Origin of the sequence: Achromobacter spanius (genome assembly GCF_029637605.1) — a bacterium.
Classification (GTDB): Bacteria; Pseudomonadota; Gammaproteobacteria; order Burkholderiales; family Burkholderiaceae_B; genus Achromobacter; species Achromobacter spanius_E.
In genome coordinates, this window is the sequence record NZ_CP121261.1 from 3,799,389 (window position 1) to 3,825,207 (window position 25,819).

The 25,819-nt window shown below is 64.3% G+C and carries 25 protein-coding genes; 16 read left to right on the plus strand and 9 right to left on the minus strand.

Features of this window, described 5'->3' with window-relative positions; translation table 11 throughout:
* The first annotated feature begins 43 nt into the window (after nucleotides 1-43).
* Nucleotides 44-1,219 (plus strand): ABC transporter substrate-binding protein, encoded by a 1,176-nt coding sequence (locus P8T11_RS16920; RefSeq protein ID WP_268080883.1) that lies wholly within the window; start codon nucleotides 44-46, stop codon nucleotides 1,217-1,219.
* A gap of 421 nt (nucleotides 1,220-1,640) precedes the next feature.
* On the opposite strand, the gene P8T11_RS16925 is transcribed toward P8T11_RS16920, so the two are convergent.
* The 7 genes from P8T11_RS16925 to P8T11_RS16955 all read right to left on the minus strand — a co-directional run bounded on the left by P8T11_RS16925 (nucleotide 1,641) and on the right by P8T11_RS16955 (nucleotide 7,801).
* Nucleotides 1,641-2,657 carry a Bug family tripartite tricarboxylate transporter substrate binding protein gene (locus tag P8T11_RS16925; protein ID WP_268080882.1) on the minus strand — a complete coding sequence of 339 codons (1,017 nt, stop codon included), beginning with the start codon at nucleotides 2,655-2,657 and terminating at the stop codon, nucleotides 1,641-1,643.
* A gap of 135 nt (nucleotides 2,658-2,792) precedes the next feature.
* Entirely contained in the window at nucleotides 2,793-3,101 is a 309-nt protein-coding gene (locus P8T11_RS16930; RefSeq protein ID WP_268080881.1) for an addiction module antidote protein, read from the minus strand.
* Nucleotides 3,098-3,307 carry a type II toxin-antitoxin system RelE/ParE family toxin gene (locus P8T11_RS29255; protein WP_268080880.1) on the minus strand — a complete coding sequence of 70 codons (210 nt, stop codon included), beginning with the start codon at nucleotides 3,305-3,307 and terminating at the stop codon, nucleotides 3,098-3,100. Before P8T11_RS29255 ends, P8T11_RS16930 begins: the two co-directional genes overlap by 4 nt.
* Nucleotides 3,308-3,565: 258 nt before the next feature.
* Nucleotides 3,566-4,306, minus strand: a complete 741-nt coding sequence (locus P8T11_RS16940) for an amino acid ABC transporter ATP-binding protein (protein WP_268080879.1) — start codon at nucleotides 4,304-4,306, stop codon at nucleotides 3,566-3,568.
* Nucleotides 4,307-4,366: 60 nt separating this feature from the next.
* Entirely contained in the window at nucleotides 4,367-5,467 is a 1,101-nt protein-coding gene (locus P8T11_RS16945) for an amino acid ABC transporter permease (protein ID WP_268080878.1), read from the minus strand.
* A gap of 1 nt (nucleotide 5,468) precedes the next feature.
* The gene (locus P8T11_RS16950) at nucleotides 5,469-6,659 is read right to left on the minus strand and encodes an amino acid ABC transporter permease (protein WP_268080877.1); all 1,191 of its coding nucleotides are present in this window, start codon (nucleotides 6,657-6,659) and stop codon (nucleotides 5,469-5,471) included.
* Between the two features lie 125 nt (nucleotides 6,660-6,784).
* Nucleotides 6,785-7,801, minus strand: coding sequence for an amino acid ABC transporter substrate-binding protein (locus P8T11_RS16955; protein ID WP_268080876.1), 1,017 nt, complete (start codon nucleotides 7,799-7,801; stop codon nucleotides 6,785-6,787).
* A gap of 324 nt (nucleotides 7,802-8,125) precedes the next feature.
* Here P8T11_RS16955 and P8T11_RS16960 point away from each other — a divergent pair, with 324 nt between their 5' ends.
* The 6 genes from P8T11_RS16960 to P8T11_RS16985 all read left to right on the plus strand — a co-directional run bounded on the left by P8T11_RS16960 (nucleotide 8,126) and on the right by P8T11_RS16985 (nucleotide 13,686).
* Nucleotides 8,126-8,896 (plus strand): cell division ATP-binding protein FtsE, encoded by a 771-nt coding sequence (locus P8T11_RS16960; RefSeq protein WP_268080875.1) that lies wholly within the window; start codon nucleotides 8,126-8,128, stop codon nucleotides 8,894-8,896.
* Complete coding sequence (locus P8T11_RS16965) at nucleotides 8,893-9,801, plus strand: cell division protein FtsX (protein WP_268080874.1); 909 nt, start codon at nucleotides 8,893-8,895, stop codon at nucleotides 9,799-9,801. Before P8T11_RS16960 ends, P8T11_RS16965 begins: the two co-directional genes overlap by 4 nt.
* Before the next feature lie 440 nt (nucleotides 9,802-10,241).
* Nucleotides 10,242-11,030 carry a chemoreceptor glutamine deamidase CheD gene (gene cheD, locus P8T11_RS16970; protein ID WP_268080873.1) on the plus strand — a complete coding sequence of 263 codons (789 nt, stop codon included), beginning with the start codon at nucleotides 10,242-10,244 and terminating at the stop codon, nucleotides 11,028-11,030.
* Nucleotides 11,031-11,088: 58 nt separating this feature from the next.
* Complete coding sequence (gene thpR, locus P8T11_RS16975) at nucleotides 11,089-11,664, plus strand: RNA 2',3'-cyclic phosphodiesterase (RefSeq protein WP_268080872.1); 576 nt, start codon at nucleotides 11,089-11,091, stop codon at nucleotides 11,662-11,664.
* A 42-nt stretch (nucleotides 11,665-11,706) separates the two neighbouring features.
* Nucleotides 11,707-12,267, plus strand: a complete 561-nt coding sequence (locus P8T11_RS16980; RefSeq protein ID WP_268080871.1) for a 5'-3'-deoxyribonucleotidase — start codon at nucleotides 11,707-11,709, stop codon at nucleotides 12,265-12,267.
* An 81-nt stretch (nucleotides 12,268-12,348) separates the two neighbouring features.
* Complete coding sequence (locus P8T11_RS16985; RefSeq protein ID WP_268080870.1) at nucleotides 12,349-13,686, plus strand: NAD(P)H-dependent oxidoreductase; 1,338 nt, start codon at nucleotides 12,349-12,351, stop codon at nucleotides 13,684-13,686.
* 67 nt (nucleotides 13,687-13,753) lie between these two features.
* On the opposite strand, the gene P8T11_RS16990 is transcribed toward P8T11_RS16985, so the two are convergent.
* Both P8T11_RS16990 and P8T11_RS16995 read right to left on the minus strand, forming a co-directional pair.
* A complete protein-coding gene (locus P8T11_RS16990) occupies nucleotides 13,754-14,500 on the minus strand; it encodes a FadR/GntR family transcriptional regulator (RefSeq protein WP_259250751.1) in 747 nt (248 codons plus the stop codon).
* Nucleotides 14,501-14,537: 37 nt separating this feature from the next.
* Nucleotides 14,538-15,275, minus strand: a complete 738-nt coding sequence (locus tag P8T11_RS16995) for an SDR family NAD(P)-dependent oxidoreductase (RefSeq protein ID WP_268080869.1) — start codon at nucleotides 15,273-15,275, stop codon at nucleotides 14,538-14,540.
* 454 nt (nucleotides 15,276-15,729) lie between these two features.
* Between P8T11_RS16995 and P8T11_RS17000 the strand changes: the two genes are divergently transcribed.
* The 9 genes from P8T11_RS17000 (at nucleotide 15,730) to P8T11_RS17040 (ending at nucleotide 25,797) form a co-directional block, all read left to right on the plus strand.
* A complete protein-coding gene (locus P8T11_RS17000) occupies nucleotides 15,730-16,965 on the plus strand; it encodes a branched-chain amino acid ABC transporter substrate-binding protein (protein ID WP_268080868.1) in 1,236 nt (411 codons plus the stop codon).
* Between the two features lie 227 nt (nucleotides 16,966-17,192).
* The gene (locus P8T11_RS17005) at nucleotides 17,193-18,134 is read left to right on the plus strand and encodes a branched-chain amino acid ABC transporter permease (protein WP_268080867.1); all 942 of its coding nucleotides are present in this window, start codon (nucleotides 17,193-17,195) and stop codon (nucleotides 18,132-18,134) included.
* A complete protein-coding gene (locus P8T11_RS17010) occupies nucleotides 18,131-19,399 on the plus strand; it encodes a branched-chain amino acid ABC transporter permease (RefSeq protein WP_268080866.1) in 1,269 nt (422 codons plus the stop codon). Before P8T11_RS17005 ends, P8T11_RS17010 begins: the two co-directional genes overlap by 4 nt.
* Nucleotides 19,396-20,148 carry an ABC transporter ATP-binding protein gene (locus P8T11_RS17015; RefSeq protein WP_268080865.1) on the plus strand — a complete coding sequence of 251 codons (753 nt, stop codon included), beginning with the start codon at nucleotides 19,396-19,398 and terminating at the stop codon, nucleotides 20,146-20,148. Before P8T11_RS17010 ends, P8T11_RS17015 begins: the two co-directional genes overlap by 4 nt.
* A complete protein-coding gene (locus tag P8T11_RS17020; RefSeq protein ID WP_268080864.1) occupies nucleotides 20,145-20,900 on the plus strand; it encodes an ABC transporter ATP-binding protein in 756 nt (251 codons plus the stop codon). The genes P8T11_RS17015 and P8T11_RS17020 overlap by 4 nt, the downstream gene beginning before the upstream one ends.
* Before the next feature lie 52 nt (nucleotides 20,901-20,952).
* Nucleotides 20,953-21,741, plus strand: coding sequence for an SDR family NAD(P)-dependent oxidoreductase (locus P8T11_RS17025; RefSeq protein ID WP_268080863.1), 789 nt, complete (start codon nucleotides 20,953-20,955; stop codon nucleotides 21,739-21,741).
* 36 nt (nucleotides 21,742-21,777) lie between these two features.
* Nucleotides 21,778-23,961 (plus strand): alpha-ketoacid dehydrogenase subunit alpha/beta, encoded by a 2,184-nt coding sequence (locus P8T11_RS17030; protein WP_268080862.1) that lies wholly within the window; start codon nucleotides 21,778-21,780, stop codon nucleotides 23,959-23,961.
* The gene (locus tag P8T11_RS17035; protein ID WP_268080861.1) at nucleotides 23,958-24,446 is read left to right on the plus strand and encodes a VOC family protein; all 489 of its coding nucleotides are present in this window, start codon (nucleotides 23,958-23,960) and stop codon (nucleotides 24,444-24,446) included. The genes P8T11_RS17030 and P8T11_RS17035 overlap by 4 nt, the downstream gene beginning before the upstream one ends.
* Nucleotides 24,447-24,456: 10 nt before the next feature.
* Nucleotides 24,457-25,797, plus strand: a complete 1,341-nt coding sequence (locus tag P8T11_RS17040) for a pyruvate dehydrogenase complex dihydrolipoamide acetyltransferase (RefSeq protein ID WP_268080860.1) — start codon at nucleotides 24,457-24,459, stop codon at nucleotides 25,795-25,797.
* The last annotated feature ends 22 nt before the right edge of the window (nucleotides 25,798-25,819 follow it).

The window sequence follows — 25,819 nt, forward strand, 5'->3', positions numbered from 1 at the left end:
CTCAATACAGAAGCACAAGACCGAAGCACAACAGGAGACAACCATGACATGCCATTTCCTACGGGGCGCCGCTGCCCTGGCGTTGGCGCTGACGGCATGCGCCGCTGGCGCGCAGGGCAAGCCGCTGGACATCGGCTTTATCGGCACGCTGTCCACGCCCGCCGGCTACATCGGCGAAGACGAGCGCGACGCCTTCATGCTGGCCGTCAAGGAAGGCGGCGGCAAGCTGGGCGGCGTGCCGGTCAATGTGCGCGTGGAAGACGACGCACTCAAGCCCGCCAACGCCAAGCAGACCGCCGACAGGATGGTGCAGGACGGCGTGCGGCTCTTCACGGGCGTGAACTTTTCGAATGTCATGGCGGCGGTTGGCCCCACGGTGCTGAACGCGGGCGGCTTCTACGTCAGCCTGAACGCCGGCCCCTCCAACTACGCGGGCAAGGCCTGCAACCCGAACTACTTCGCGGTCGCCTTTCAGAACGACTCGTACGCCGACACCGCGGGCATCGCCGCGAACGAATTGGGCGTGAAGCGCGTGGTGGTGATGGCGCCCAACTACCAGGCCGGCCGCGATGCCGTCGCCGGCTTCAAGCGCGCGTACAAGGGCGACATCGTTGAAGAGATCTACACGAAGTTGGATCAGTCGGATTTCTCGGTTGAACTAGCCCGCATCCGCGCGTTGAATCCCGATGCGATTTTCCAGTTTCATCCGGGCGGCGCGGGCATCAACCTGACCAAGCAGTTCGCCAATTCGGGCCTGTCGGACAAGATCAAGATGATCACGCCGATCTATTCCATGGACGAACGCATGCTGGCCGCGACGGGCACGGCGGGCAAGGGCTTCTACCTGAGTTCGCTATGGAGCGCGGATCTGGACAACGCGCAGAACAAACATTTCGTCGAGGCCTTCACCAAGACCTATCAGCGTGCGCCCACCGCGTATGCGGCGCAGGCCTACGACACCGCGAATCTGATCGCGTCAGCGTTAAAGGCGGTCAACGGCGACATCACCGGTCGCGCCGACGACTTCCGCGCCGCGCTGCGCAAAGCCGACTTCGCCAGCGTGCGCGGAAAGTTTAAATTTGGGCCGAATCAGCATCCCATCCAGGATTGGTATCTGCTGCACATCGAAGCGGATTCAAGCGGCAAACTGGTCTACAAAAACCTAAAGGTGCTGGCGCGCGATCACACGGACGTGCACGCGGCAAACTGCAAAATGTAGATGCACGCAGCAAACAGCAAAATGTAGGTGCACGCGGCAGACAGCAAAATATTGGTGCATGCGGCAGACAGCAAAATGTAGGATGGGTGGAGCGCGCCAAATCCGTGAAAAGAACACAGGTGTGAATCGCGCGTAACCCATCAGGCGATGCCGGATGACGCATACATCATCAGAATCAAAAAAACAGCCGACAGATGGATAGGCTCTTAGTCCATTCTGCCGGCTGTTTTTTCTATTGTGAGCGCTAAGCTGCTTTCACCGCTGCTTGATGGGTTCCGCGCGTTTGGCGTTCGTGTTCTTGCCTACACCATGCCGCGCTACACCCATCCTACGGGTCCGGGATCAATCCGCGTAGGATGGGTGTGGCGCGCGGGGCTCGTAAAAAGAACCCCACCGCCGATCGCGCAAACCCATCACTCCCTCAATTCAAACTAGCCCCCGAGATCTTCACGATCTCCTGGTACTTCGTTTTCTCACCTTTCACAAATTCGGCAAACGCTTCCGGCGTAATCGGCGCGGCTTCCGAACCCATCATCAACAGGCGCTGCTTCACGTCCGGCTGCTGCATCGCATCCGCATAGGCCTTGTTCAGCTTTGCCACCACCGGCGCGGGCGTGCCGCCGGTCGTGAACACCCCGAACCAGGTGCCCAGGTCAAAGCCCTTGATGCCCGACTCTTCAACCGTCGGCACGTCGGCCAGCAGCGACGAACGCTTGGCCGTGGTCACGGCAAGCGCCTTGACCTTGCCGTCCTTGATCAAGGGCGCCGATGCGGCCAGGTTGTCGAACATGAAATCCGATTGGCCAGACAACAAGGCCAACTGCGCGGGCGCCGCGCCTTGATAAGGAATGTGTTCAACCTTGATGTCGGCGCGCGCCTTCAGCAGTTCGCCCGACAAATGGCCCGCGCTGCCGTTGCCGCCCGAACCGTAGTTCAGCTTGCCCGGGTTTTTCTTCGCGTAGGCGATCAGGTCCGCCAGCGTCTTGATGTTGTTCTTCTCGGCGAATTCATTGTTCATCACCAGCACATTCGGCACCGCCGCCACAATCGTCACAGGCGCAAAGTCCTTGACCGGGTCGTAGGGCAGGTTGGCGAACAGCCAGGGATTGATGGCGTGCGTGGCCACCGCGCCCATGACCAGCGTGTAGCCGTCGGCCGGCGCCTTGGCCACCAGATCGGCGCCGATGTTGCCGCCCGCGCCCGACCGGTTTTCCACGATCACGGGTTGGCCGAGCGATGCGCGCACTTTTTCGGCAAGCAGGCGGGCCATGGTGTCCAGCGGGCCGCCGGGCGGGTAAGGCACGACAAAGCGGATCGGCTTGGTCGGGAAATCGGTGGCTTGGGCCAGCGCGGGAGCGCCGAAAGGCAAGGTGGCGGCAAGCGCCACGGCGCCTTGCAACAGGGCGCGGCGGACCGCGCTACGGGGGGGATTCGTCATGATGTTGTCTCCTCATCCAGATCAATGGCGGCCTGTAGCATACCGCAGCAAAGGCCTCGGCGTAACAAAGGGATACGCGCCAGATTGGCCTGATATTCGTGGGCGTTAACTAGCCTGAACGCGCTGCCCGCAGGATCAGCCTTGCGGCGTGGGATCGGATTTGCGCCTGACAAGGGCGGTGAGCGATACACCAAGCGCGTTCATGACCTTGCGCAGGGTGTGATAGCTGGGGTTCGCGCCGGGCGCGAGCACCCGATAAAGATTCGTTCTGGCAAGCCCTGTTTCACGAGCGATTTCTGTGATGCCGCGCGCGCGCGCCACGTCGCCTAGGGCTTGCAGGAACGCATCAGGATCGTCCTCCGCTGCCGCGTCGGCCAGGTAATGCGCGATCGTTTCGTCATCTTTCAAATAATTCGCTGCGTCGAAGTCGCGTAATTTGCTCATTTCTCGATGCTCCGCTTAATGTCCGTCCAAAGGCGTTTGGCGCGGGCGATATCCCTGGCCTGGCTGGTCTTGTCACCGCCACAAAGCAGCACGTAGACCAGCTCGTCGGCCCGGGCGTAATACAGGCGGTAGCCGGCGCCAATACTCACGCGCATTTCACTGACGCCCTCACCCACCGCCTCTACGTCGCCGAAATTCCCATGCATGGCGCGCGACAATCGGCGCAGGATTTGAGCACGCGCCCGGAGGTCTCGGCGAACCCAGCAAGCGGGAGAAAGCCTCGGTTTCTCGGAATCTAAGCATACCGAGGATTGTCGCTCAAAAGGTACATTTAGAACAACGGCCAGATCCTTCTTCGGCGTAAGCCGGCCACATACTTTCGTCGCGCTAAAAACAAAACACCCCAAAACCCGGATCGCAATCCAAGCTTTGGGGTGTTTGCCAAAACGGCGGTTCTTGACGGATCAGTGCAGGATCTGGCTCAGGAAAAGCTGGGTCCGTTCGTTCTGCGGGTTGTCGAAGAACTGGTCGGGCGTGTTCTGTTCGATGATTTCGCCACGGTCCATGAAGATGACGCGGTTGGCGACTTTGCGTGCGAAGCCCATTTCGTGGGTGACGCAGATCATCGTCATGCCGCTTTCCTGGGCCAGCGTGACCATCACGTCCAGCACTTCCTTGACCATTTCAGGGTCAAGCGCCGACGTCGGCTCATCAAACAGCATGATCTTCGGGCTCATGCACAACGACCGCGCAATGGCCACGCGCTGCTGCTGGCCGCCCGACAACTGGCCAGGGAACTTCTTGGCCTGCTCGGGAATGCGCACGCGCTCCAGGTATTGCATGGCTGTGGCCTCGGCTTCCGCGCGCGGCTTCTTCAGCACCCACATGGGTCCCAGCGTCAGGTTTTCCAGCACCGTCAGGTGCGGGAACAGGTTGAAGTGCTGGAACACCATGCCGACGTCCTTGCGGATCGTCTCAATGTGCTTCAAGTCATTGGTGAGCTCGGTGCCATCGACAATGATGTGGCCCTTCTGGTGCTCTTCCAGACGATTGATGCAGCGGATCATCGTGGACTTGCCCGAGCCCGACGGGCCGCACACCACAATGCGCTCACCCTGCGCCACGTCCAGATTGATATTGCGCAACACGTGGAACTGGCCGTACCACTTGTTCACGTCCTGCAAACGAATAATGGCATCCGACATGCCTGTACTCCCGTAAATATCGCTGTGCGCGCCCGCCGGCAGGCAGGCGCGCGGCATTGACTAGCGTTGGTGACCCGTCGCAAGACGTTTTTCAAGCGCCTGGCTGTACTTGGACATGGAAAAGCAGAACACGAAGTAGATCAGCGAGATGAACAGATACGCCTCTACGCCGAATCCACGCCATGCCGCATCCGACAAGGCTGCCTTGGCTGCCAGTGTCAGGTCGAAAATGCCGATGATGACCACCAGCGAGGTGTCCTTGAACAGCGCGATGAAAATGCTGACCAGCGGCGGAATCACGATCTTCAACGCCTGCGGCAAGATGATCTTGCGCATCTGCTGCCAGTACTTCAGGCCCAGCGAATCCGCGCCTTCGTACTGCCCCTTCGGGATCGCCTGCAAACCACCGCGCACCGTTTCCGCGATGTAGGCGGCGGCAAACATGATGATGGCGATCTGCGCGCGCAGAAGCTTGTCGATTGAAAACCCTTCCGGCAGGAACAGCGGCAGCATCACCGACGACATGAACAGCAGGCTGATCAGCGGCACGCCACGGATCAGCTCGATGTACACGACGCACAGCGCCTTGATGGCCGGCATCTTCGAGCGCCGGCCCAAGGCCAGCAGCACGCCGATGGGGAACGCGAAGGCGATGCCGAACGTGGACAGGATCAGCGTCAGCGGCAGGCCGCCCCAGCGCGCGTTTTCCACGTAGGTCAGGCCAAACACGCCGCCCCACATCAAGAGCGCAACCGCCGTCAGGCCCACGACCCAGATGACGGCCAGCTTCCAGTTCCAGAAGGCGCGGATGCCGCTGCACACAATCACGGCCACCAGCAGGATGGTGGCGATCAGCGGCCGCCATTGCTCGTCAAACGGATAGGTGCCGAACAGGATCAGCCGATGCTTCTCGATGATGAACGCCCAGCAGGCGCCACCCGAGGCCCGGCATTCCTGGGCATTGGCCGCGTTGAAGTCGGCTTTGAAGAACGCCCATTCCAGCAGCGCCGGCACCGACATCAGCAGGAACCACGCAAGCAGTACGGTGATGAGGATGTTCAGCGGCGACGAGAACAGGCGGGATTTCAGCCACGCCCAGGGGCCCACATGCGTGCTGGGCGGCGGCATGGCGTCGGTGGGGGTATGCGTAGTGCTGCTCATCTCAACGCTCCACCAGCGCGATGCGCTTGTTGTACCAGTTCATGAATATCGAGATCGAGAGGCTGACCGTGAGGTACGCGCCCATGATGATAAGGATGCCCTCGATGGCCTGGCCCGTCTGGTTCAGCGTGGTGTTGACCACCGACACGATGTCCGGATAGCCGATAGCCACGGCCAGCGAGCTGTTCTTCGTCAGGTTCAGGTACTGGCTGGTCATCGGGGGGATGATCACGCGCAACGCCTGCGGCAGGATCACCAGGCGCAGCACCTTCGCGCGCGGCAGGCCCAGCGAACCGGCGGCTTCCCATTGGCCGTTGTTGACGGCCTGGATGCCCGAGCGCACCACTTCGGCAATAAAGGCCGAGGTGTAGATCACCAGGCCCGCCAGCAGCGCGGCGAACTCCGGCGATAGCGTCAGTCCGCCCGCGAAGTTGAAGCCCTTGAGTTCCGGCATTTGCAGCGACAGCGATGCGCCGCTGACCAGCCAGCCAATGAACGGCAGCCCGATCAGCAAGCCGATGGCCCAGCGGCCCAGCGGAAACATCTGGCCTGTGGCTTCGTGACGCTTCTTGCCGTAGTGGCCCAGGACAATGATGGCGACGATCGCCAGGCCCAGGCCCCCCAGCATCCAGTCCAGCGAATTGCCTTCCAGCGACGGTACCTTCAGGCCCCGGTTGGAAATGAAGACGCCGGGCATCGGATTGTGCGCCTGGCGCGGACCCGGCATGTTTTCCGTGATCAGCGCGTACCAGAAGAACAATTGCAGCAAGAGCGGCACGTTGCGCATCACTTCGACGTAAACCGAGGTGATCTTGGCGACGAGCCAATTCTTGGACAGGCGGCCAATACCGATCAGGGTGCCCAGGATGGTGGCAAGCACGATGCCGATGACGGCGACGCGCAAGGTGTTGAGCAAGCCGACCAGAATGGCGCGGCCGTAATCATTCGTGGGGGAGTAGTCGATGGCCGTTTCGCCGATCGCAAACCCGGCTTCTCGGCTCAGGAACCCAAAGCCCGTGGCGATATTGCGCACGGACAGGTTGTGTAGCGTATTGGAAACCAGGAACCACACTGCCCAGGCCACCGCTGCCAGCGCGAACACCTGGTACACCACCGAGCGCACGCCCGGGTCGTTCCAGTTGAGCCGCCGGCGAGGAGCCGCAATTGGGGCATTATTTTTAGAAGTCGTCATGATGAATCTACAGAAGTCGTAAACCGGGCGGCAACGCCGGCAAGGCCACCCCTACTCCTGCCGCCCGCTCGGGTGGCGGGCTAGGCAAGACGGAGCGCCAGGCTCCGTCTTGCCAGGCAGCCGTGTTAGCGCACCGGCCAGCCGTACATCAAACCGCCTTGCTTGTACGACGCGTTCAAACCACGCTCCAGCTTCATCGCGCTGTTCTTGCCCAGCGTGTTTTCGAAGCTTTCGCCGTAGTTACCCACGCTCTTGATGATGTGGTAAGCCCACTTGTCGTCCACGCCCAGGTTCTTGCCCATGCCCGGAGTCACGCCCAGGATGCGCTGGATGTTGGGGTTGGAGCTCTTGGTCATTTCATCGACGTTCGCCTTGGTGATGCCGTATTCCTCGGCTTCCAGCATGGCGTTCAGCGTCCAGCGAACGATGTTGAACCATTGTTCGTCGCCCTGGCGGACCATGGGGCCCAGCGGCTCCTTGGAGAAGTCTTCCGGCAGGATGACGAACTTGTCCGGGTTCTCGAGCGTGGTGCGGGTGGAGGCCAGTTGCGACTTGTCGGTGGTGAAGGCGTCGCAGCGGCCGGCCGAGAAGGCGCGGATGATTTCGTCGTACTTGTCGATCACGACCGGCTTGAATTCAATCTTCTGCGCGCGGAACCAGTCGGCCAGGTTCAGCTCGGTGGTGGTGCCCGGCTGCACGCAGACGGTGGCGCCGTTCAATTCCTTGGCGCTCTTGATGTTCAGGTCCTTGGAGACCATCACGCCTTGCGAGTCGTAGTAGTTCACGCCCGCACCGATCAGGCCCAGCGTCGTGTCGCGCGTCAGCGTCACGGTGGTGTTGCGGGTCAGCACGTCGATTTCGCCGGATTGCAGGGCGGTGAAGCGTTGCTGGGTGTTCAGGGGCGTGAACTTGACCTTGGTGGGGTCGCCGAACATGGTCGCGGCGATGGCGCGGCACATGTCCACGTCAATGCCCTTGTATTCGCCCTTGCTGTCAGCAATCGAGAATCCCGGAATGCCCGTTGAAACCCCGCATTGGACAAACCCTTTCTTCTTAACGTTATCGAAGGTCGCGCCCGCATTGGCAGCCGCGGATGCAGCGAACAGTGCCGCGCCAATAGCAGCGAGTTTCAGTACTTTCATCGTGATCTCCGTGTGGGACAAATCGAGCTTGCGACGGCCGGGTTGGGCCGAAGCATGGGGCGGATGGTAGCGTCCGGACACGGGCGGGCACATCCGGGAATTCCCTTGAAATATAGGGACACTGGCGAAATCAATTGATGTTTTCGTTCGAAAACGGGGACGCCTTTTTTCGGTTGAACGGCGTTCGAAGATGCGTTCATTTCGTTCTGCTCAAAAGGTGTCCACTTGGTCACGCGGAAACGCTTTTTCACAGGACCGGGGTGAATCGGCTGATGCCTGGCTCCTGTCCCCGAGTTACTATGGCGGCTTCATCCGACAGCCGCCATGATCGAATTCCAGCACGTATTCAAATCATATGGTCGCGGCCGAAATATCCTGGCCGACATCAACTTCCGCGTAAGCGCGGGAGAATTCGTTTTCGTATCCGGGCCGTCTGGCGCCGGTAAATCCACGCTGCTCAAGCTGATTGGCGGGCTGGAGCCCGCCAGCCGCGGGTCCATCCAGGTCAACGGACAACGCCTGGACAAGCTGCCCGCGCGAGCGCGCCCCTACCTGCGGCGCGCCGTGGGCGTCATTTTGCAAGACACCCACCTACTGTTCGATCGAAGCGCGTTCGAAAACGTCATGCTGCCGCTGGCGGTCCAGGGCCACGCCTGGGATTCCGCCGCGTCGCGCGCCCGCGCCGCCTTGGACAAGGTGGGCCTGTCGGGCAAGGAAGACCTGAATCCCATTGAATTGTCCGGCGGCGAACAACAACGCCTGGCCATCGCGCGCGCCATCGTGAACCGGCCCGCCATCCTGATTGCCGACGAACCCACCGCCAACCTTGACGACGACAACGCGCAGCGCATCATGAACGTGTTCCGCGATTTCAACCGCGTTGGCGTGACGACGCTGATCGCCTCGCACGACCAGGGGCTGATGGCGCGCTACGCCTCTCGCACCCTGCGCATCGACCCGGGCAAGTTCGCCGACTCGCACGGCCCCGCCACGCCACCCTCCCCGCCACCCGCCGCGGGGCAGTCAGCTTCGGGCTCGGCGCGCGCAAGCGGCCGCACCGAGCCCGGCATGGGTAATCCGGGAGCCTCGTCATGAACGCCTGGCTGCGGCAACACCGCTATGCGTTGATGGTCACCGTGCGCCGGCTGGCCAAGCAACCGTTCTCATCCTTGGCCAATCTGCTGGTCATGGCCCTGGCGCTGGCCCTACCCTTGCTGGGCAGCGCCATCCTGGTGTCCGTGCAGCCCGTGGCACGCCAAATGTCCGTCACGCCGGAAGTCACCGTGTTCCTGCGGGTGGATGCCCCGGCGGGCGCCGCCGCGGACGTGGCCAAGCGCATCAAGGACGACTACCAGAACGACGTGCGCGCCGTGCGCGTGGTTGATCGCGACGCGGCGCTGGCCGACCTGCGCGCCAACCCCGCCTGGCAACAGGCGCTGGCCGTGCTGCCCGGCAATCCGCTGCCCGATGCCGTGGTCGTGACGCTGGCCGATGGCGACAACCTGGCCGGCCGTGCCGACAAGCTGGCGGGCGATTGGAAGCAATGGAACCATGTCGACCTGGTGCAGTTGGACAGCGCCTGGGTACAACGGCTTGAAGCCATCCTGCGGTTTGCCCGCATCGGCCTGGGCTTTTTGGCCGCCTGCGTGGCCGTCGTGGTGCTGGCCACGGTGTTCAACACCGTGCGCATGCAAGCGTTGTCGCAACGCGAAGAGATAGGCGTCGCCCGTCTGGTGGGCGCCACGGAATCCTTCGTGCGCCGTCCCTTCCTGTACTTGGGCGCGTTGTCGGGCGCGGTGGCCTCGCTGCTGGCGATCGGGGTGTCGGCCATCGCGCTGTCACCCTTGAACGAGGCCCTGCTGGGGCTGGCCCGCAGCTACGGCGCGGAATTCGCCCTGCACTTGCCCGGCGCGTCTGTCCTTGTCACGGCCGTGGTGGCATCCGCCGCGTTGGGCGCGCTGTCAGCCCGCTGGTCCGTCACGCGCAGCACCCGCTTCTAGGGCGCTTGCGTACACCGGGCGCCTGAAACCGAGCGCCTTGGTTGCGCATTAAAGCCACGTATAAAGCCCGAACCTCCCCGTGATCCGGGGAAAGACTCCGCGCGCGCCTGTGTACGATGGTTGCCAGTTGCCGGTGGCCAGCGCTGGTGTTGCGTTTGGTGTTGCGTTTGGTGCTGCGTTTGGTGCTGCGTTTGGTGCTGCGTTTGGTGCTGCGTTTAACGCTGTATGTGACGGCGTTTTGCCTTTGTCTCTGGCGCTGGGTTGGCTTTGCAATTGAATGAAAACGGGGCCGCATCACTCGCCGCCGTTACAAGCATTTCTCCCGTTGTCTTTCGGGATATGCAAGAATAAAGCGAAATTTTTCTACACTTTTTGAAACATACCGTCCCGCAGGGCTTAGTCCTTCATGTCCCAATCGCCGTTCTTGCCTGATAAGTCCCATGGTCTCCCGACTTGAAGCCCGCGCAACGCGCCACTACTTCGACAGCGCGTTCCAATGCCAAGCGGTGAAAGTGCTCCCCAACGAGTACTACGTCACCAACGAAGACCTGATGATCTCGACCGTGCTTGGGTCGTGTGTCGCCGCCTGCATTCACGATCCGGTGACCGGCGTGGGGGGCATGAACCATTTCATGTTGCCAGAAGGCGACATGCAGTCGCCTGCGTCGGCGACGATGCGCTACGGTGCGTTCGCCATGGAAGTGCTGATCAACGAATTGCTCAAGGCCGGTGCCTCGCGCGACCGGCTGGAGGCCAAGGTGTTCGGCGGCGGCGCGGTGCTTAGCGCCATGCAGCAGATGAACATCGGCGAACGCAACGGCATTTTTGTCCTGAACTACCTGAAGCTCGAAGGCATTCCGGTCAAGGCGCAGGACCTGGGCGACGTGCACGCGCGTCGCATCAATTATTTCCCGCGTGACGGCCGGGTGATGGTGCGCAGGATGGCGCCGCACCACCAGCGCGCCGAAGAAATCATCGCCAAGCGCGAACAGGCCGCGGCCCAAAGCGTGCAGGCAAAAACGCAAAGCCCGCCGCGTGTGGAACGCTTCACCCAACCTGGCGTCGAGCGTTTCGACAAACCGGCTCGGCCGGGCGTGGAACGTTTCGACAAGCCCGCGCGCCCTGGCGTGGAACGCTTCGACACCCCGGCCCGCCCCGCGCGTCCGGGCGTCGAACGCTTCGACACCGCGCTGTCGCGCCTGCGCAAATCGGAAACCACAGGGACTTGAACGGCGCTTCGGCAACGTAAGCGACGCCTGGCAAGGGTCCCGCGCCTACAATCGGCGCATGTCCGCCATCCGTCTTTTTTTCGCGTTGTGGCCATCACCGCCCTTGGCCGCGTCCTTGGCCGAATGGGCGCAAGCCGCCCGCCCGCATTGCGGCGGCCGCGTGATGCGCACCGAGACCCTGCATTTGACGCTGGCTTTCCTGGGGCCGGTAGAAGCGCAGTTGGCGGATGCGCTGGCCGCCGCCACGCCTGAGCGCAGCGTGCCTCCGGGGGAACTGGCGCTGGACGGCTACGGGGTGTTCAAGCGCCAACGCATTCTGTGGGCCGGGCCGCGTGAGGCCGGGCCGCGTGAGGCCGGGCCGCGAGAGGCCGAACCGCACAACGCGCCGGCCCCGCTGCAAGCCATCCACGACGGCCTGTGGCAATGGTTGGCCGGCCATGGCCTGGCCGCGCCGCCGCAGCCCTTTCGCCCGCACGTCACCTTGCTGCGCAACATCGAGCGCGACGACCCGCCGCCGCCCCCGCCCGACCCGTTGATCTGGCGCTATGACCGCCTGGTGCTGGTGGCGTCCGAATCGCAGACGGGCGGCAGCCGCTACCGGATCGTGGCGCAATCGCGTCCGCTTTCACCGTAGCCGCTCTGGCACAATCAGGCGGTTGCAACTCCTGGGATTGCCATGATCATCCTGCTGGACCAAGACGGCGTGCTGGCCGATTTCGAACACGCTTTCCTCGACGCCTGGCGTCTGCGCCATCCCGACATCCCGCCCGTGGAATTCGAAGACCGCAAGTCTTTCCATATCCGCGAGGACTACGCCCCCGAACTACGCAAGATGGCCGAGGCCATCTACACCGCGCCGGGCTTCATCCGCGAGCTGCCCCCGGTGCCCGGCGCCCTGGACGCCGTGCGCGAGTTGCTGGCATTGGGCATGGACGTGCGCATCTGCTCGTCGCCGCTCTCGCAGTTTGAAAACTGCGTGGCGGAAAAGTACCTGTGGGTGGAAAAGAACCTGGGCCGCGACGCCACCAACCGGCTGATCCTGACCAAGGACAAGACGCTGGTGCATGGCAACCTGCTGATCGACGACAAGCCCAAAATTGAAGGCGCCGTGAAGCCGCGCTGGAAGCACATTCTGTTTGACGCGCCCTACAACCGGCAGGTGACTGACCGCCCCCGCATCACCTGGGCCAACTGGCGCAATGTGCTGGCGGGCGAGCTCTATACCGCGGACGCATGAGGCCTGCTGGACGCTATTCAGCCGTCATGATTTAGGACTATTCTGTGCTGGCTGTACCCCCACCCCGGAGGAGTCCGCACCATGAATCTGCACCGCCTGCTCAAGCAGCGAGAAGCCGACCACAAGCCCTTGCGTGTTGCATTGCTGGGCGCCGGAAAGTTCGGCGCCATGTTCATGAGCCAGGCCCCCCGCACGCCGGGGATGCGGCTGGTGGCGGTGGCGGATCTGGCGCCCGATCGCGCCCGCGCCGCCCTAACCCGGGTGGGCTGGCCGGCCAGCGCGCTCAATGCCGCCAGCACCACTGACGCGCTGAAGAACGGCAAGGTTTTCTTCAGCGACGATCCGCTTGCCATCATTGCCAGCCCCGATGTCGACATCGTCATCGACGCCACCGGCCAAGCCGCCGCCGGCATCACCCACGTGCTGGCCTGCTGCGAATACGGCAAGCACATCATCATGGTCAACGTAGAAGCCGACGCCCTGGCCGGGCCGCTGCTGGCGCGCCGCGCGCGCGAAGCGGGCATCGTGTATTCACTGGCCTATGGCGACCAGCCCGCCCTGATCTGCGAAATGGTCGACTGGGCGCGCGCCAGCGGTTTCGAGGTCATGGCGGCCGGCAAGGGCACCAAGTACCTGCCGGAATTCCACACGTCCACGCCCGACACCGTCTGGCCGTACTACGGCTTCACCGCCGAAATGGTGGCCGCGGGCGACTTCAACGCGCAGATGTTCAACAGCTTTCTGGACGGCACCAAAAGCGCCATCGAAATGGCGGCGGTATCGAACGCCACCGGCCTCTTGCCCTCGCCGTCGGGCCTGCATTTTCCGCCGTGCGGCGTGGACGACCTGGCCCGCGTGCTGCGGCCTCGCGAAGACGGCGGCATTCTGCACCATCGCGGCCAGGTGGAAGTGATTTCATCGCTGGAGCGCGACGGCCGCCCCGTGTTTCGCGACCTGCGCTGGGGCGTCTACGTGACGCTGGCCGCCGACAGCGACTACGTGCGCCGCTGCTTCCAGGAATACGGCCTGGTCACCGACCCCAGCGGCAACTACACCGCCATGTACAAGCCCTATCACCTGATCGGCCTGGAACTGGGCATCAGCGTGGCCAGTGTGGGCTTGCGGCGTGAACCCACCGGCGCGCCGGCCGGTTGGCACGGCGACGTGGTCGCTACCGCCAAGCGCGACCTGCAAGCGGGCCAGATCCTGGACGGCGAAGGCGGCTACACGGTGTTTGGCCGCTTGATGCCGGCGCCCGACTCGGTGGAAGAAGGCTATCTGCCTTTGGGGCTGTCGCACGGGGTCAAGCTCAAGAATCCGGTGCGGCAATCGCAGGCCATACGCTGGCGCGACGTGGAGTACGACGAGACCTCAACGGCGGTGCAGTTCCGGCGGGAAATGGAACAGACTTTCGCTTGAACACACGCACCCGCACACAAACCCGCGCATAACGCCTCACACGAAAACTCGCACCCCGCCCCGCCCGCTACACCGGCGCGGGGCGTTCTGCCTGGAACAGCCGCAGGCGGTCGGCCGCGTTGCGCAGATGCTGTTCGGCCGCGCGGCCGGCGGCGTCCGGGTCCGCCCCTTCAATGGCGACGAAGATGGCCTGATGCTCGCTTTGCACCGCCGCCATGCGCTCTGCATACCGGCGCGCGGTGTTGTGACGCGCGCTGCGGATGACGCGGCGCACGTTCGCTTCCAGATAATCGTTCAGCGAAACCAGGTGCGGGTTGTGCGTGGCCTGCACGATGGCCTGATGGAATTGGTAGTCTTCCTCGTCGCCCAGCTTGTCGTTGATCAGCGCGTATTCCATGCCGACCAGCGCCTGACGCATCTTCTTCAAGTCCTGATCCGTGCGGCGCTGCGCGGCATAGCGCGCGGCGGTGACTTCAATGGACAGCATCAATTCCAGGATGTGTTCCAGGTCCTGCGTGTCGCCAGGCGTGGGCGCGTTGATGCGAAAGGCGTTGCGTTGAAAGTTGGGATCCACGAACACGCCGCTGCCCTGCTGCGACGTGATCAGCCCTTCGGATTTCAGGCGCGCCAGCGCCTCGCGCACCACCGCGCGGCTGACCGAATAGGTTTCGGTCAACTGCTTTTCGGTGGGCAGGCGGTCGCCAGGGGCCAGCGCCCCTTGGCGTATCTGCTCGGCCAGCGCATCGCCCAACGCGGCGGAAAGTGAGCTCTTGGGCGCGGTGCGCGGCGGATCCTGATCTTGATTCGGCGGCATGGAAGGTCGTGGAAACGTGATGGTTGCGTCCTGCACTTTAAGCGATATAGATGCCGCCGTTGACCTGCATGACTTCCCCCGTCACGAAGCCCGCCAGCGGTGAACACAGGAACGCGATCGCCCCCGCGATTTCATCGGCCGTGCCAAAGCGGCGCAGCGGCGTGCTTTCCAGCAGATGCGCGCCTTTCTGGCCGATCAGCTCTTGCGTCATGGACGTGGCGATGATGCCCGGGGCCACCGCATTCACCCGGATCTGCGGCGCCAGTTCCAGCGCCAGGCTGCGCGTGAAGCTTTGCACCGCGCCCTTGGACGCCGAATACGCCGCATGTGCGTAGCTGCCGCGCTGCGCGGCCAAGGACGTCAGCAACACGATAGACCCGTTGTGGCGCAGATGGCGCTGGGCCGCGCGGCACGCATAGAAGGTGCCGTCCAGGTTCACGCGCATCAGCGTGCGCCAAGCCTCGTCGCTGGTGTCCTTGACCAGTTGCTCCGGATAGATGCCGGCGCAATGCACCAGGTGGTCCAGCCCACCGAAATGCTTGGCCGCTGCCTCGAACACCCGTTCGCAATCATGCGACACCGACACATCCAGCGCATGCGTGTAGATGCGTTGGCCGGTCGGGTCGAGTTCGGCGGCGATGTCGTCCAGACGCGCGCCGTCGATGTCCGTCAGCACCAGGCGGGCGCCATGGGCCGCCATCAGGCGCGCCGTTGCCAAGCCGATGCCATTGCCCGCGCCCGTGATCGCGGCCACCTGTCCTTCAAATGAAATCATCCTGTCTCCAGTCGTCTGTCTTTGGTCTTCTTCGTGCGAGTTCGGCGGTCGTTCTGATCGCCGTGTCATTTGCGATTGAACTCCTGAATGCGCCGCTTGACACGAGAAAAACGCTTGCCCTATTATTTATCAGACAACTTAAGTAAGTTATCGGACAACTTGTCTGGAAAGCGTAAAGCAACTCACGTTTTCCGGCAAGCCAGTCAGACAAAAACAAGGCCGAAGCGCCGCAAAACAGGACGGGGACAACAGGGTGAATACCACCGGCAGCACGACGGTTTTCGCCCCCATCTTGCGATACCCCCATCCCGATTTGCCCGACTCCGGCCTACAAAAGCGGCCACCAAGCGCGCTTGATTGACGGTCGTACGCATTCTTGACGCACGTAAATGCGCACGTGAATGCGCACATAACTCGCACACAAAACCACTCCCGTCCCACGGAGGAGACACGCATGAAATTGGCTTTCACCACCGGCCTGCTGTGCCTGGCCGGCATCGCCGCATCGGCGCACGCCGCACCCGTCAAGATCGGCCTGATCGAAACGCTGTCCGGCCCGCAGGCCTCGACCGGCCTGATGTTCCGCGCCGCGGTCAAATATGAACTGGACCGCATCAACGCGGCGGGCGGCTGGAACGGCCAGCCGCTGGAACTGGTTGAATTCGACAACCAGGGCGGCCCCGTGGGCGCCTCCGACCGCTTCCGCGCCGCCGCCGCCGAAGGCGTGCAGGTGCTGGTCCAGGGCTCGTCGTCAGCCATTTCCGGCCAACTGACCGAAGACGTGCGCAAGCACAACCTGCGCAACCCCGGCAAGGAAGTCGTCTTCCTGAACGTGGGCGGCGAAGCGCTGGAACTGACCGGTCAGAAGTGCCACTTCTACCACTTCCGTTTCACCACCAATGCCGACTTGCGAGTGAAGTCGCTGGCCTCGGTCATGTCGGCCGACGGCACGCTGGGCAAGCGCGTGTACGCCATCAACCAGAACTATTCCTGGGGCCAGGACATGGAGGACGCCACCGAGCGTTTCGCCAAGCAATACGGCTATGAAGTGGTGGGCAAGACGCTGCACGAAGTCAACAAGATCCAGGACTTCGCCCCCTACGTCGCACGCATCCGCTCGGCGTCGCCCGACACCGTCATCACGGGCAACTGGTCCAACGACCTGCTGTTGCTGATGAAGGCCACGCAGGCCGGCGGCCTGAAGGTGCGCTTTGCCACCGTGTTCCTGGACCAGGTGGGCAACCTGGCCAACGCGGGCGAGGTGGCGATGGGGCATTACATCGCCCACCCGTACAACATCGAAGCGGCGGGCGAGGAAGGCGCCAAGTTCGCCGAAGACTACAAGGCCAAGACCGGCCACTACCCCAGCTATACGGAACCACAGACGGTGATCGGCATGCGCTTTCTGGGTGAAGCGCTGAAGCAGGTGCAGCCCCAAGACGGCAAGCTGTCCGTGCCGGCGCTGGCCAACGCGTTGGAGAAAGTCACCTATACCTCGGCGCTGGGCACCTACACGATGCGCGCCGAAGACCACCAGGTGCAATTGCCGATGGTGGTGTCCAAGGTCAGCAAGAACGCCAAGTACAAGGCCGACGGCACGGACATGGGCTTTGAGCCGGTGAAGGTGTTGGCGGCGGCGGACGTGTCGGCGCCGGTGCAGGCGACGTGCAAGATGAAGCGGCCGGAATAAGGGCTGCTTGATGGGTTGCGCGCGTTCGATAGTTGCTTGCGCGGCGTGATTTACGCGCGCTTCACCCATCCTACGTAGGATGGGTGGAGCGCGACAACCCCGCCCCGCGAACCCCGACTCGAACCGCGCGCAACCCATCACCCGCCCCACCAAAAAAAACATGCTCCCCGGCGCGGGCCGGCTCGCAACATGCCCCGCCGTCTTGACGCAAGAATGATGGATCAGACATGGAATACTTTACCGTCTCGCTGTTGAACGGCGTGATCTACGGCCTGCTGCTATTCATGGTGTCGGCGGGCCTGACGCTGATTTTCGGGATGATGGGCGTTCTGAACTTCGCGCACGCCTCGTTCTACATGATCGGCGCCTACGCCGCCTATACGCTTTCGCCCATCACCGGCTTCTGGACGGCGCTGGTGCTGGCCACCGCCATTGCGGGCGTGCTCGGCATGGGCGTGGAACGCTTTTTCCTGCGCCGCGTCCACAAGTTCGGCCATGCGCAGGAACTGCTGGTCACCTTCGGGCTGGCCTTCATCGTGGCCGAGCTCATCAAGCTGTTCTATGGCGACTTCCCCGTTGACTACCGCGTTCCCCAATTCCTGAACTTCGCGGCCTTCCGCGTGTTCGATGCGGACTACCCCTTCTACCGCCTCTTGATGGGCGGCGTGTCGCTGGCGATGTTTGCCGTCATCTACCTGCTGCTGTCGCGCACCCGCGTGGGCATCGTCGTGCGCTCGGCCATCTACCGGCCGCGCATGGCCGAGGCGCTGGGCCACAACGTGCCGCTCGTCTTCATGAGCGTGTTCGGCGTGGGCGCGGCCATGGCCGGCTTGGCCGGCGCGGTGGCGGGCGCGTTCTACACCACCAACCCCAACATGGCGCTTGAACTGGGCGTGCTGGTGTTCGTGGTGGTCGTCGTGGGCGGGCTGGGCTCGCTGGAAGGCGCCATGATCGCCTCGTTGCTGATCGGCCTGATCAGTTCGTTTTCGGTCGGTATCGACGCCAGCCTGGCGTCGCTCTTCGGCCTGTTCGGCGCGGGTGAATGGGCGGAGAGCGTGGGCGGCCTGATGACCGTGAAGGTATCCAGCCTGGCAGCCACCCTGCCCTTCCTGCTGATGCTGGTGGTGCTGCTGGTCAAGCCGTCGGGACTGAAAGGAGAGCAAGCATGAGCCACACCCGTCTTGCCTCCAGCGTCTTGCTGCTGGCCCTGTGCGTGGCCGCGCTGTGCGCCTTGCCCTGGCTGTTGCCTCCGGGCCAGTTGGTGGCAGCCGTGCAGATGCTGATTGCCGCGCTTTTCGCCTGCGCCTTCAACCTGCTGGCCGGCCAGGGCGGCATGCTGTCCTTTGGCCATGCCGCCTACTTTGGCGTGGGCACCTTCGCCACCATCCACGCCATGAACGCCCTGGGCGGCGCGGGCCTGCTGCCCACGCCCTTGATGCCGCTGGTGGGCGGCGTGGCCGGGTTGTTGTTCGGGCTGGTTGCCGGCTGGTTCGCCACCATGCGTTCGGGCGTGTACTTTTCGATGATCACGTTGGCCCTGGCCGAACTGCTGCACGCGCTGGCGCCGCATCTTAAGGGCGTGTTCGGCGGCGAAGCGGGTGTGTCCGCCATGCGCATGCCGGCCTGGGGCTTCACCTTCGGTTCCGACATCGAGGTGTACTTCCTGGTGCTGGCCTGGGTGCTGATTTCGCTTGCCGCGCTCTACGGACTGACCCGCACGCCACTGGGCCGTTTGACGCTGGGCCTGCGTGAAAACGCCAACCGCCTGCGCTACCTGGGCTACCGTCCGCACACGCTAAAGACCATGGTGTTTGCCTTGTCGGCCATGTTCGCCGGCATCGCGGGCGGCTTGCAGGGCTTGAATATCGAGGCCGGCAACTACGTGCTGTTCGAGGTCAAGCTGTCCACCGACGCCGTGCTGTTCGCCTACATCGGCGGCGTGAACGCCTTCCTGGGCCCCGTGCTGGGCGCCGCCGTGCTGACGTTCCTGTCGCAGACGCTGGCCGACATCACGCGCTCGTGGCTGCTGTACCAAGGCGTTCTGTTTGTGCTGGTGATGCTGTTCGTGCCCGACGGCCTGGTGGGCCTGGTGCAGCGCGCCGCCAAGTCGCTGCGTGAACGCGGCCTGGCCAACTGGTTGCCGCGCGCCCTGGTGTCGGTGGCGGGCGGCCTGCTGTTGACCGCCGCCACGGTGTTCTCGGTAGAGCTGCTGCAACGCATGTTCGCGCGCGACTACCGCTCGCTGCTGGCCATGAACCCCGACGCCGGCTGGCCCCCCATTACGCTGTTCGGCCAAGACTGGGCGCCGCTGGCCTTGTCGACCTGGCTGGTCCCCGTGGTGCTGTTCGCCTTGGGGCTTGCGGCCTGCCGCTGGGCGCTGGCCCTGTGGCGCAACGACGGCGACGCCGCCCCTGTGCTGGAGCCCGCAAAATGAGCCACGACATCCTGACCCTGACCGATGTGCGCAAGTCCTTTGGCCAAGCGGAAATAATCCGAGGCGTGAACCTGGCCGTCGAAGCCGGAGAACGCCATGCGGTCATCGGCCCCAACGGCGCGGGCAAGTCCACGCTGTTCCATTTGATGTCAGGCTCGTTCGCACCCACCTCGGGCGACATCAGCCTGCGCTCGCAATCCATCGGCGGCCTGACGCCCGAAGCCATCAACCGGCTGGGCCTGGCGCGTTCGTTCCAGATCACCAATGTGTTCCCGCGCCTGTCCGTCCGTGAAAACCTGCGCCTGGCGGTGCAGCGCATGCACGGGCTGGTCTACAACTTCTGGCGCCCCATCGCACGCAACCGCGCGGTGAATGAAGACGTGGACAGCCTGCTGGAAAAAGTGCGCCTGACGGACAAGCAACACACCGCCGCGGGCGACCTGAATTATTCCGAACAGCGCTCGCTGGAAATCGGCATGACGCTGGCCTCGCGCCCCAAGGTCATCCTGCTGGATGAACCCATGGCCGGCATGTCGCAGCACGAAGTCGATTACACGGTGGAACTGATCAAGGACGTGACGCGCGACTGCACCTTGTTGATCGTTGAACACGACATGCAGGTGGTGTTTTCGTTGGCCGATCGCATCAGCGTGCTGGTGTACGGCGAGATCCTGGCCACCGGCACGCCCGCCGACATCCGTGGCGACGCCCGCGTGCGCGAAGCCTACCTGGGAGAGGAAACGGTATGAGTATTTACCCAACAGCGCACCCCACCCCGCACCCAACCCCGCCGTCGCCCCTGCTCAGCCTGCAAGGCGTGCATGCGCACTACGGCAAGAGCCACATCCTGCACGGCATCGACCTGTCCATCGGACGCGGCGAAGTCGTCAGCCTGCTGGGCCGCAACGGCGCGGGCCGCTCCACCACTCTGAAGAGCATCATGGGCCTGGTGGATGTGACCGGCGGCCGCATCGCCATTGAAGGGCGCGACATCACCAACAAGCGCCCCTTTGAAATCGCGCGCGCCGGGCTGGGCTTTGTGCCGGAAGAACGCGAGGTCTTCGCCAACCTGACCGTGGACGAAAACCTGCGCATGGGCGAACAGCCCAAGCGCGACGACGCGCCCCACTGGACCGCTGCGCAGATGTTCGACTACTTCCCGCGCCTGAAGGAACGCAGCAACACGCGCGCGGGCAACCTGTCGGGCGGCGAACAGCAGATGCTGACCATGTGCCGTTCGCTGCTGGGCAACCCCAAGCTGATGCTGATCGACGAACCCACCGAAGGGCTGGCGCCGAAGATCGTGGAAGTGATCGCCGACGTGATCCGCGATATCCACCAGCGAGGCGTGTCGGTCGTGCTGGTGGAACAGAAGCTGACGATCGCGCTGAAAGTGTCGACGCGCGTCAGCGTCATGGGCCACGGCCGCATCGTGTTCGAAGGACCGCCCGCGCAGTTGCATGAGCGCCAGGACGTCGTCCAGGAATGGCTGGCGGTCTGACCGCCAGCATTGCGCAAATCCTCTACAGGCACCTATCTTGGACCACACTCCCTTGGACCACACCACAGAAGTCATCCACAGCGAGCTGCGCGGCCAAAGCGTCGTCATTACCGGCGGCGCCAAGGGCATCGGCTTTTCCACGGCGCAGGCCTTCTTGCGCCAGGGCGCGCGCGTGGCCTTGCTGGACATGGACGCCGCCGCACTGGACGCCGCCGTGGCGGAACTGACAGCGGCGGGCGGCGACGCCATGGCCGTGCAGGCGTCCGTGACTGACGCCGACGCGGTCGAGCGCGCGTTCGCCCAGGTCGAACAAGCCTGGGGCCGCATCGACGTATTGGTCAACAACGCCGGTATTTCCGCCAACAAACCCACGCTGGAAGTCACCGTCGACGAATGGCGCCGCGCCGTCGACATCAACCTGACGGGCGTGTTTCTTTGCGCGCAGGCGGCCGGCCGCCGCATGGTGCCGGCCGGCTCGGGCTGCATCATCAACCTGGCCTCGATGTACGGCGTGGTGGCCGCGCCCGACCGCGCCGCCTACTGCGCCACCAAGGGCGCCGTCGTGCTCTTGACCGAAACGCTGGCGGTGGAATGGGGCCCGATGGGGGTGCGCGTGAATGCGCTGGCGCCCGGCTACGTGGAAACCGACCTGGTGCGCGACCTGGCCGCGCGCGGCCGTCTTGACCCCGAACGTCTCAAGCAGCGCACGCCCCTGCGGCGCATGGCGCAGCCGGCCGAAATGGCCGACCTGGCGGTATTCCTGGCATCGCGCCAGGCCGCCTACATCACCGGACACACCCTGGTGGCCGATGGCGGCTGGAGCCGCTACAGCTACCTTTAATCGTACTGACGCAAAAAACATTCTGGAGACACACTCATGGCCACCTACCAACCGCTTGAGCCCCAGGCGCCCTGGCGGCAACTGACGGTCGACGCGGGCGACTGGCAGCAGGCGGACCCCGCCCTGCTCGGCACCATGCTGACCCAACTGCACTGGATACGCGCCTTCGAAGAGGCCGTGCTGGACCTGGCCGCCGAAGGCCTGGTGCACGGCCCCGCGCACTCGTCCGTGGGCCAGGAAGGCGGCGCGGTCGGTTCCGTGCTGGCGCTGGGCGCGGGCGACCAGATCAACGGCTCGCATCGTGGGCACCACCAGTTCCTGGCCAAGGCGCTGCAACACGTCGCCCCGCTGGGCCTGGACCCGCGCAACCCGCTCAGCCCCGCCATTGACGAGGTGCTGCAAAAGACACTGGCCGAGATCATGGGCCTGGCGCAAGGGTTTTGCCGGGGCCGTGGGGGCAGCATGCACTTGCGCTGGCTGGAAGCGGGTGCGCTGGGCACCAACGCCATCGTGGGCGGCGGCGTGCCGCTGGCGGCGGGCGCGGGTTGGGCGCACAAGCACGCGGGCACCGACCGCGTGGCCGTCACCTACTTCGGCGACGGCGCGGTGAACATCGGGTCCGTGCTGGAAACGATGAACCTGACCGCCGCGTGGAAAACGCCGCTGTGCTTCTTCATCGAAAACAACCGCTACGCCGTGTCCACCACGGTGGAAGAGTCCACCGCCGAACCGCGCCTGTCCGCGCGCGGCCTGGCCTTCAACATTCCGTCGTGGAAAGTCGACGGCATGGACCCGCTGGCCGTGCATCTGGCCATGTCCGAAGCCGTGGCGCACATGCGCGCGGGCAATGGTCCGACCATCGTGGAAGTGGACGTCTACCGCTTCTTCCACCAGAACGGCCCGTTTCCCGGCAGCGCCTTTGGCTACCGCACGAAGGACGAAGAAGCGCAATGGCGCCGCCGCGATCCGCTGGACAAGATCGCCAATGAAATGATTGGCCGCCAACTGATCACGCAAGCGGAAGTCGACGCGCTGCGCCAACGCTGCAAGGACGTCATGAAAGACGTGTGCGGCCGCCTGACCGAAGCGGCTGACGGCGGCAAGCGCCGCGTGCGCGCCGACCTCTGGCCGCGCCCTGACTTTCGCGACGTGGGCCTGCGCAGCGATGCTTCCGAGCTGGCCGGCCTGCGCTACCAGGACGCCGACGACTACACGGGCGCCAAGGTCGAACGCAAGTTCGTCGATGCCGTGGCCGACGTGCTGGACCGCCGCATGGAAACCGATGCCGGCGTCATCGTGCTGGGCGAAGACGTGCATCGCTTGAAGGGCGGTACCAACGGCGCCACGCGCGGCCTGAAGGACAAGTACCCGGACCGCGTGCTGGGCACCCCCATTTCTGAAAACGCCTTCGCCGGCTTGGGCGGCGGCCTGGCGATGGACGGGCGCTACAAGCCCATCGTTGAATTCATGTATCCCGACTTCATGTGGGTGGCGGCCGACCAGATCTTCAACCAGATCGGCAAGGCCCGCCACATGTTCGGCGGCGACATCGACGTGCCTTTCGTGCTGCGCACCAAGGTTGCGATGGGCACGGGCTACGGCTCGCAGCATTCGATGGACCCGGCCGGCATCTTCGCCACCGCGCCGGGATGGCGCATCGTGGCACCGTCCACGCCTTACGACTATGTGGGCCTGATGAACACCGCGCTGGCCTCCAAGGACCCGGTGCTGGTGATCGAACACGTGGACTTGTATGCCTCGTCGGGCGACGTGGCCGACGGTGACCTGGACTACGCCATTCCCTTTGGCCGCGCCCGCGTGCGCCGCGAGGGCGGCAAGGTCACCATCCTGACCTACCTGTCGATGGTCAGCCGCGCGCTCAAGGCGGCCGAGGAAGCGGGCGTGGACGCCGAGGTGATCGACCTGCGCACGCTGGACCGCGCAAGCCTGGACTGGGACACCATCGGCGCCAGCATCCAGAAGACCAACAACGTGCTGATCGTGGAGCAAGGCGCGCGCGGCACGTCCTACGGCGCGATGCTGTCCGACGAGATCCAGCGCCGCTACTTTGATTGGCTGGATCAGCCGATCAAGCGCGTCACCGGCGGCGAAGCCTCGCCCAGCATCTCGAAGGTGCTGGAACGCGCGGCGTTCGCCGACACCGAGGAAGTGCTGGCGGGCCTGGCCGACGTGCTGGCCGATCTGGGAGAACAGGCATGAGCGCGCTGCACATGACCGTGCCGATGGAAGTCGGCATCTGCTGCCAGGACCTGGACGCGCTGCTGGCGTTCTACACGGACGTCGTCGGCCTGACGCTGGTGAATCGCGTGAGCGTGCCGGCCGACAAGGCGCGCGCCACCGGCCTGACCGTGCACGGCTACGACGTGGCGCGCTTGCAGACGCCTTACGGCGAACGCATCAAGCTGCTGCAACCCAGCGTGGCGCCTGAGGCCGCCGTGCGCGGCGCGGCCATCCTGGACCGCCAGGGCGCCACCTACCTGACCTTCATCGTGCGTGACCTGGCCGGCGTGGTGCGCGGCCTGCAAGCGCGCGGCGTGGTGTTCGACAGCGCGCCCGCGCCGATGGAAGTGCGGCCCGGCACCTGGCTGGCGTTCTTCCGCGACCCCGAAGGCAACGTGCTGGAGCTGGTCGAATACGACGACCCCGCCGCCTACCGGCCCGACCTGGCCGCCGCCGCTCACTAGGACGAATATCGTGGCTCACTTAATCAAGCTCCCTTCAATTGCCGCCGATACGTCGGACGGCAACCTGCATCAGTGGCTCAAGAAAGAAGGCGACCCGGTTGCCGTCGGCGACGCGCTGGCGGAAATCGAAACCGAAAAGGCCATTGTCGAAATCAACGCCGAACACGCGGGCGTGCTGGGCCGCATCGTGGTCCCGGCCGGCGCGGCATCGGTGCCGATCAATACGGTGATCGGTGTGTTGCTGGCCGAGGGTGATGATGCATCGGTCATTGATCGCTTGCTGGCGGAACATGGCGGGGCGGCGGTGGTTGGCTCGTCGGGCAGCACGGCACCCGGAGTTGCGGCGTCGGCTGCCGCAACGTCGCCTGCCGCAGGATCGCCTGCCGCAGGATCGCCCGCCGCAGGATCGCCTGCCGCAGGATCGCCCGCCGCGCCCGACCTATCCGCGTCTGGCATTGCCCCTGCCTCCAACGCTCCCGTCCCCGGTGAACGCCTGTTCGCCAGCCCCTTGGCACGCCGGCTGGCCGCGCAGTGGCATGTGAACTTGCTCGGCGTGACAGGCACCGGCCCGCATGGCCGCATCGTGCGCCGCGATGTCGAATCCGCGCGCGACCGTGCGCCCAACGCCGCCGCAGCGGCCGCCACCACCCTGCCCTCGTCGAACCGCCCCGCCGCCCGCCGCGTGCCGCACACCGGCATGCGCCGCGCCATCGCCCGCCGCCTGACCGAGAGCAAGCAGAACGTGCCGCATTTCTACCTGTCGGTGGACTGCAAGATGGACGCACTGCTGGCGCTGCGAGCGCAAGCCAATCATGGCGGCGCGGTGAAGCTGTCGGTCAACGACTTCATCGTGCGCGCCGCCGCGCTGGCGCTGCGCGAAGTGCCTGAAGTGAATGTCAGTTGGCATGACGACGCCATCGAATACCACGCGGGCGCCGACATCTCGGTGGCGGTGGCCACCGACGGCGGCCTGGTCACGCCCATCGTGCGCGATGCCGACGTGAAGCCACTGTCCGCCATCGCTGCCGAAATCGTCGAGCTGGCCGGCCGCGCCAAGATCAACCGCTTGAAGCCCGAGGAATTCACGGGCGGCTCGTTGACCGTCAGCAACCTGGGCATGTACGGCATCACCCAGTTCGCCGCCATCATCAACCCGCCGCAGGCCGCCATCCTGGCCGTGGGCGCTGCCGAACGCCGACCTGTCGTGAGCGAGAACGGTGAATTGGTGGCAGCTACCGTCATGACGGTGACCCTGTCAGCCGACCACCGCGCGGTGGACGGCGCAGTCGGCGCGCGCTGGCTGGCGGCCTTTCGCACGTTGATCGAAAACCCCGTGCGGATTTTGCTGTGAGCCAGGCGATGACCAAGACTGA

Bases quoted from the DNA above. Each gene is read 5' to 3' on its own strand.
- P8T11_RS17010 (WP_268080866.1), top strand. From the start codon at position 18,131: ATGAGCCACACCCGTCTTGCCTCCAGCGTCTTGCTGCTGGCCCTGTGC.
- P8T11_RS16990 (WP_259250751.1), bottom strand. From the start codon at position 14,500: ATGCCGCCGAATCAAGATCAGGATCCGCCGCGCACCGCGCCCAAGAGC.
- P8T11_RS16940 (WP_268080879.1), bottom strand. From the start codon at position 4,306: ATGTCGGATGCCATTATTCGTTTGCAGGACGTGAACAAGTGGTACGGC.
- P8T11_RS29255 (WP_268080880.1), bottom strand. From the start codon at position 3,307: ATGCATGGGAATTTCGGCGACGTAGAGGCGGTGGGTGAGGGCGTCAGT.
- P8T11_RS17000 (WP_268080868.1), top strand. From the start codon at position 15,730: ATGAAATTGGCTTTCACCACCGGCCTGCTGTGCCTGGCCGGCATCGCC.
- P8T11_RS17030 (WP_268080862.1), top strand. From the start codon at position 21,778: ATGGCCACCTACCAACCGCTTGAGCCCCAGGCGCCCTGGCGGCAACTG.
- P8T11_RS16985 (WP_268080870.1), top strand. From the start codon at position 12,349: ATGAATCTGCACCGCCTGCTCAAGCAGCGAGAAGCCGACCACAAGCCC.
- P8T11_RS16930 (WP_268080881.1), bottom strand. From the start codon at position 3,101: ATGAGCAAATTACGCGACTTCGACGCAGCGAATTATTTGAAAGATGAC.
- P8T11_RS16960 (WP_268080875.1), top strand. From the start codon at position 8,126: ATGATCGAATTCCAGCACGTATTCAAATCATATGGTCGCGGCCGAAAT.
- P8T11_RS17015 (WP_268080865.1), top strand. From the start codon at position 19,396: ATGAGCCACGACATCCTGACCCTGACCGATGTGCGCAAGTCCTTTGGC.
- P8T11_RS16920 (WP_268080883.1), top strand. From the start codon at position 44: ATGACATGCCATTTCCTACGGGGCGCCGCTGCCCTGGCGTTGGCGCTG.
- P8T11_RS16950 (WP_268080877.1), bottom strand. From the start codon at position 6,659: ATGACGACTTCTAAAAATAATGCCCCAATTGCGGCTCCTCGCCGGCGG.
- thpR (WP_268080872.1), top strand. From the start codon at position 11,089: ATGTCCGCCATCCGTCTTTTTTTCGCGTTGTGGCCATCACCGCCCTTG.
- P8T11_RS16925 (WP_268080882.1), bottom strand. From the start codon at position 2,657: ATGACGAATCCCCCCCGTAGCGCGGTCCGCCGCGCCCTGTTGCAAGGC.
- P8T11_RS16980 (WP_268080871.1), top strand. From the start codon at position 11,707: ATGATCATCCTGCTGGACCAAGACGGCGTGCTGGCCGATTTCGAACAC.
- P8T11_RS17020 (WP_268080864.1), top strand. From the start codon at position 20,145: ATGAGTATTTACCCAACAGCGCACCCCACCCCGCACCCAACCCCGCCG.
- P8T11_RS16995 (WP_268080869.1), bottom strand. From the start codon at position 15,275: ATGATTTCATTTGAAGGACAGGTGGCCGCGATCACGGGCGCGGGCAAT.
- P8T11_RS16965 (WP_268080874.1), top strand. From the start codon at position 8,893: ATGAACGCCTGGCTGCGGCAACACCGCTATGCGTTGATGGTCACCGTG.
- cheD (WP_268080873.1), top strand. From the start codon at position 10,242: ATGGTCTCCCGACTTGAAGCCCGCGCAACGCGCCACTACTTCGACAGC.
- P8T11_RS17035 (WP_268080861.1), top strand. From the start codon at position 23,958: ATGAGCGCGCTGCACATGACCGTGCCGATGGAAGTCGGCATCTGCTGC.
- P8T11_RS17005 (WP_268080867.1), top strand. From the start codon at position 17,193: ATGGAATACTTTACCGTCTCGCTGTTGAACGGCGTGATCTACGGCCTG.
- P8T11_RS16945 (WP_268080878.1), bottom strand. From the start codon at position 5,467: ATGAGCAGCACTACGCATACCCCCACCGACGCCATGCCGCCGCCCAGC.
- P8T11_RS16955 (WP_268080876.1), bottom strand. From the start codon at position 7,801: ATGAAAGTACTGAAACTCGCTGCTATTGGCGCGGCACTGTTCGCTGCA.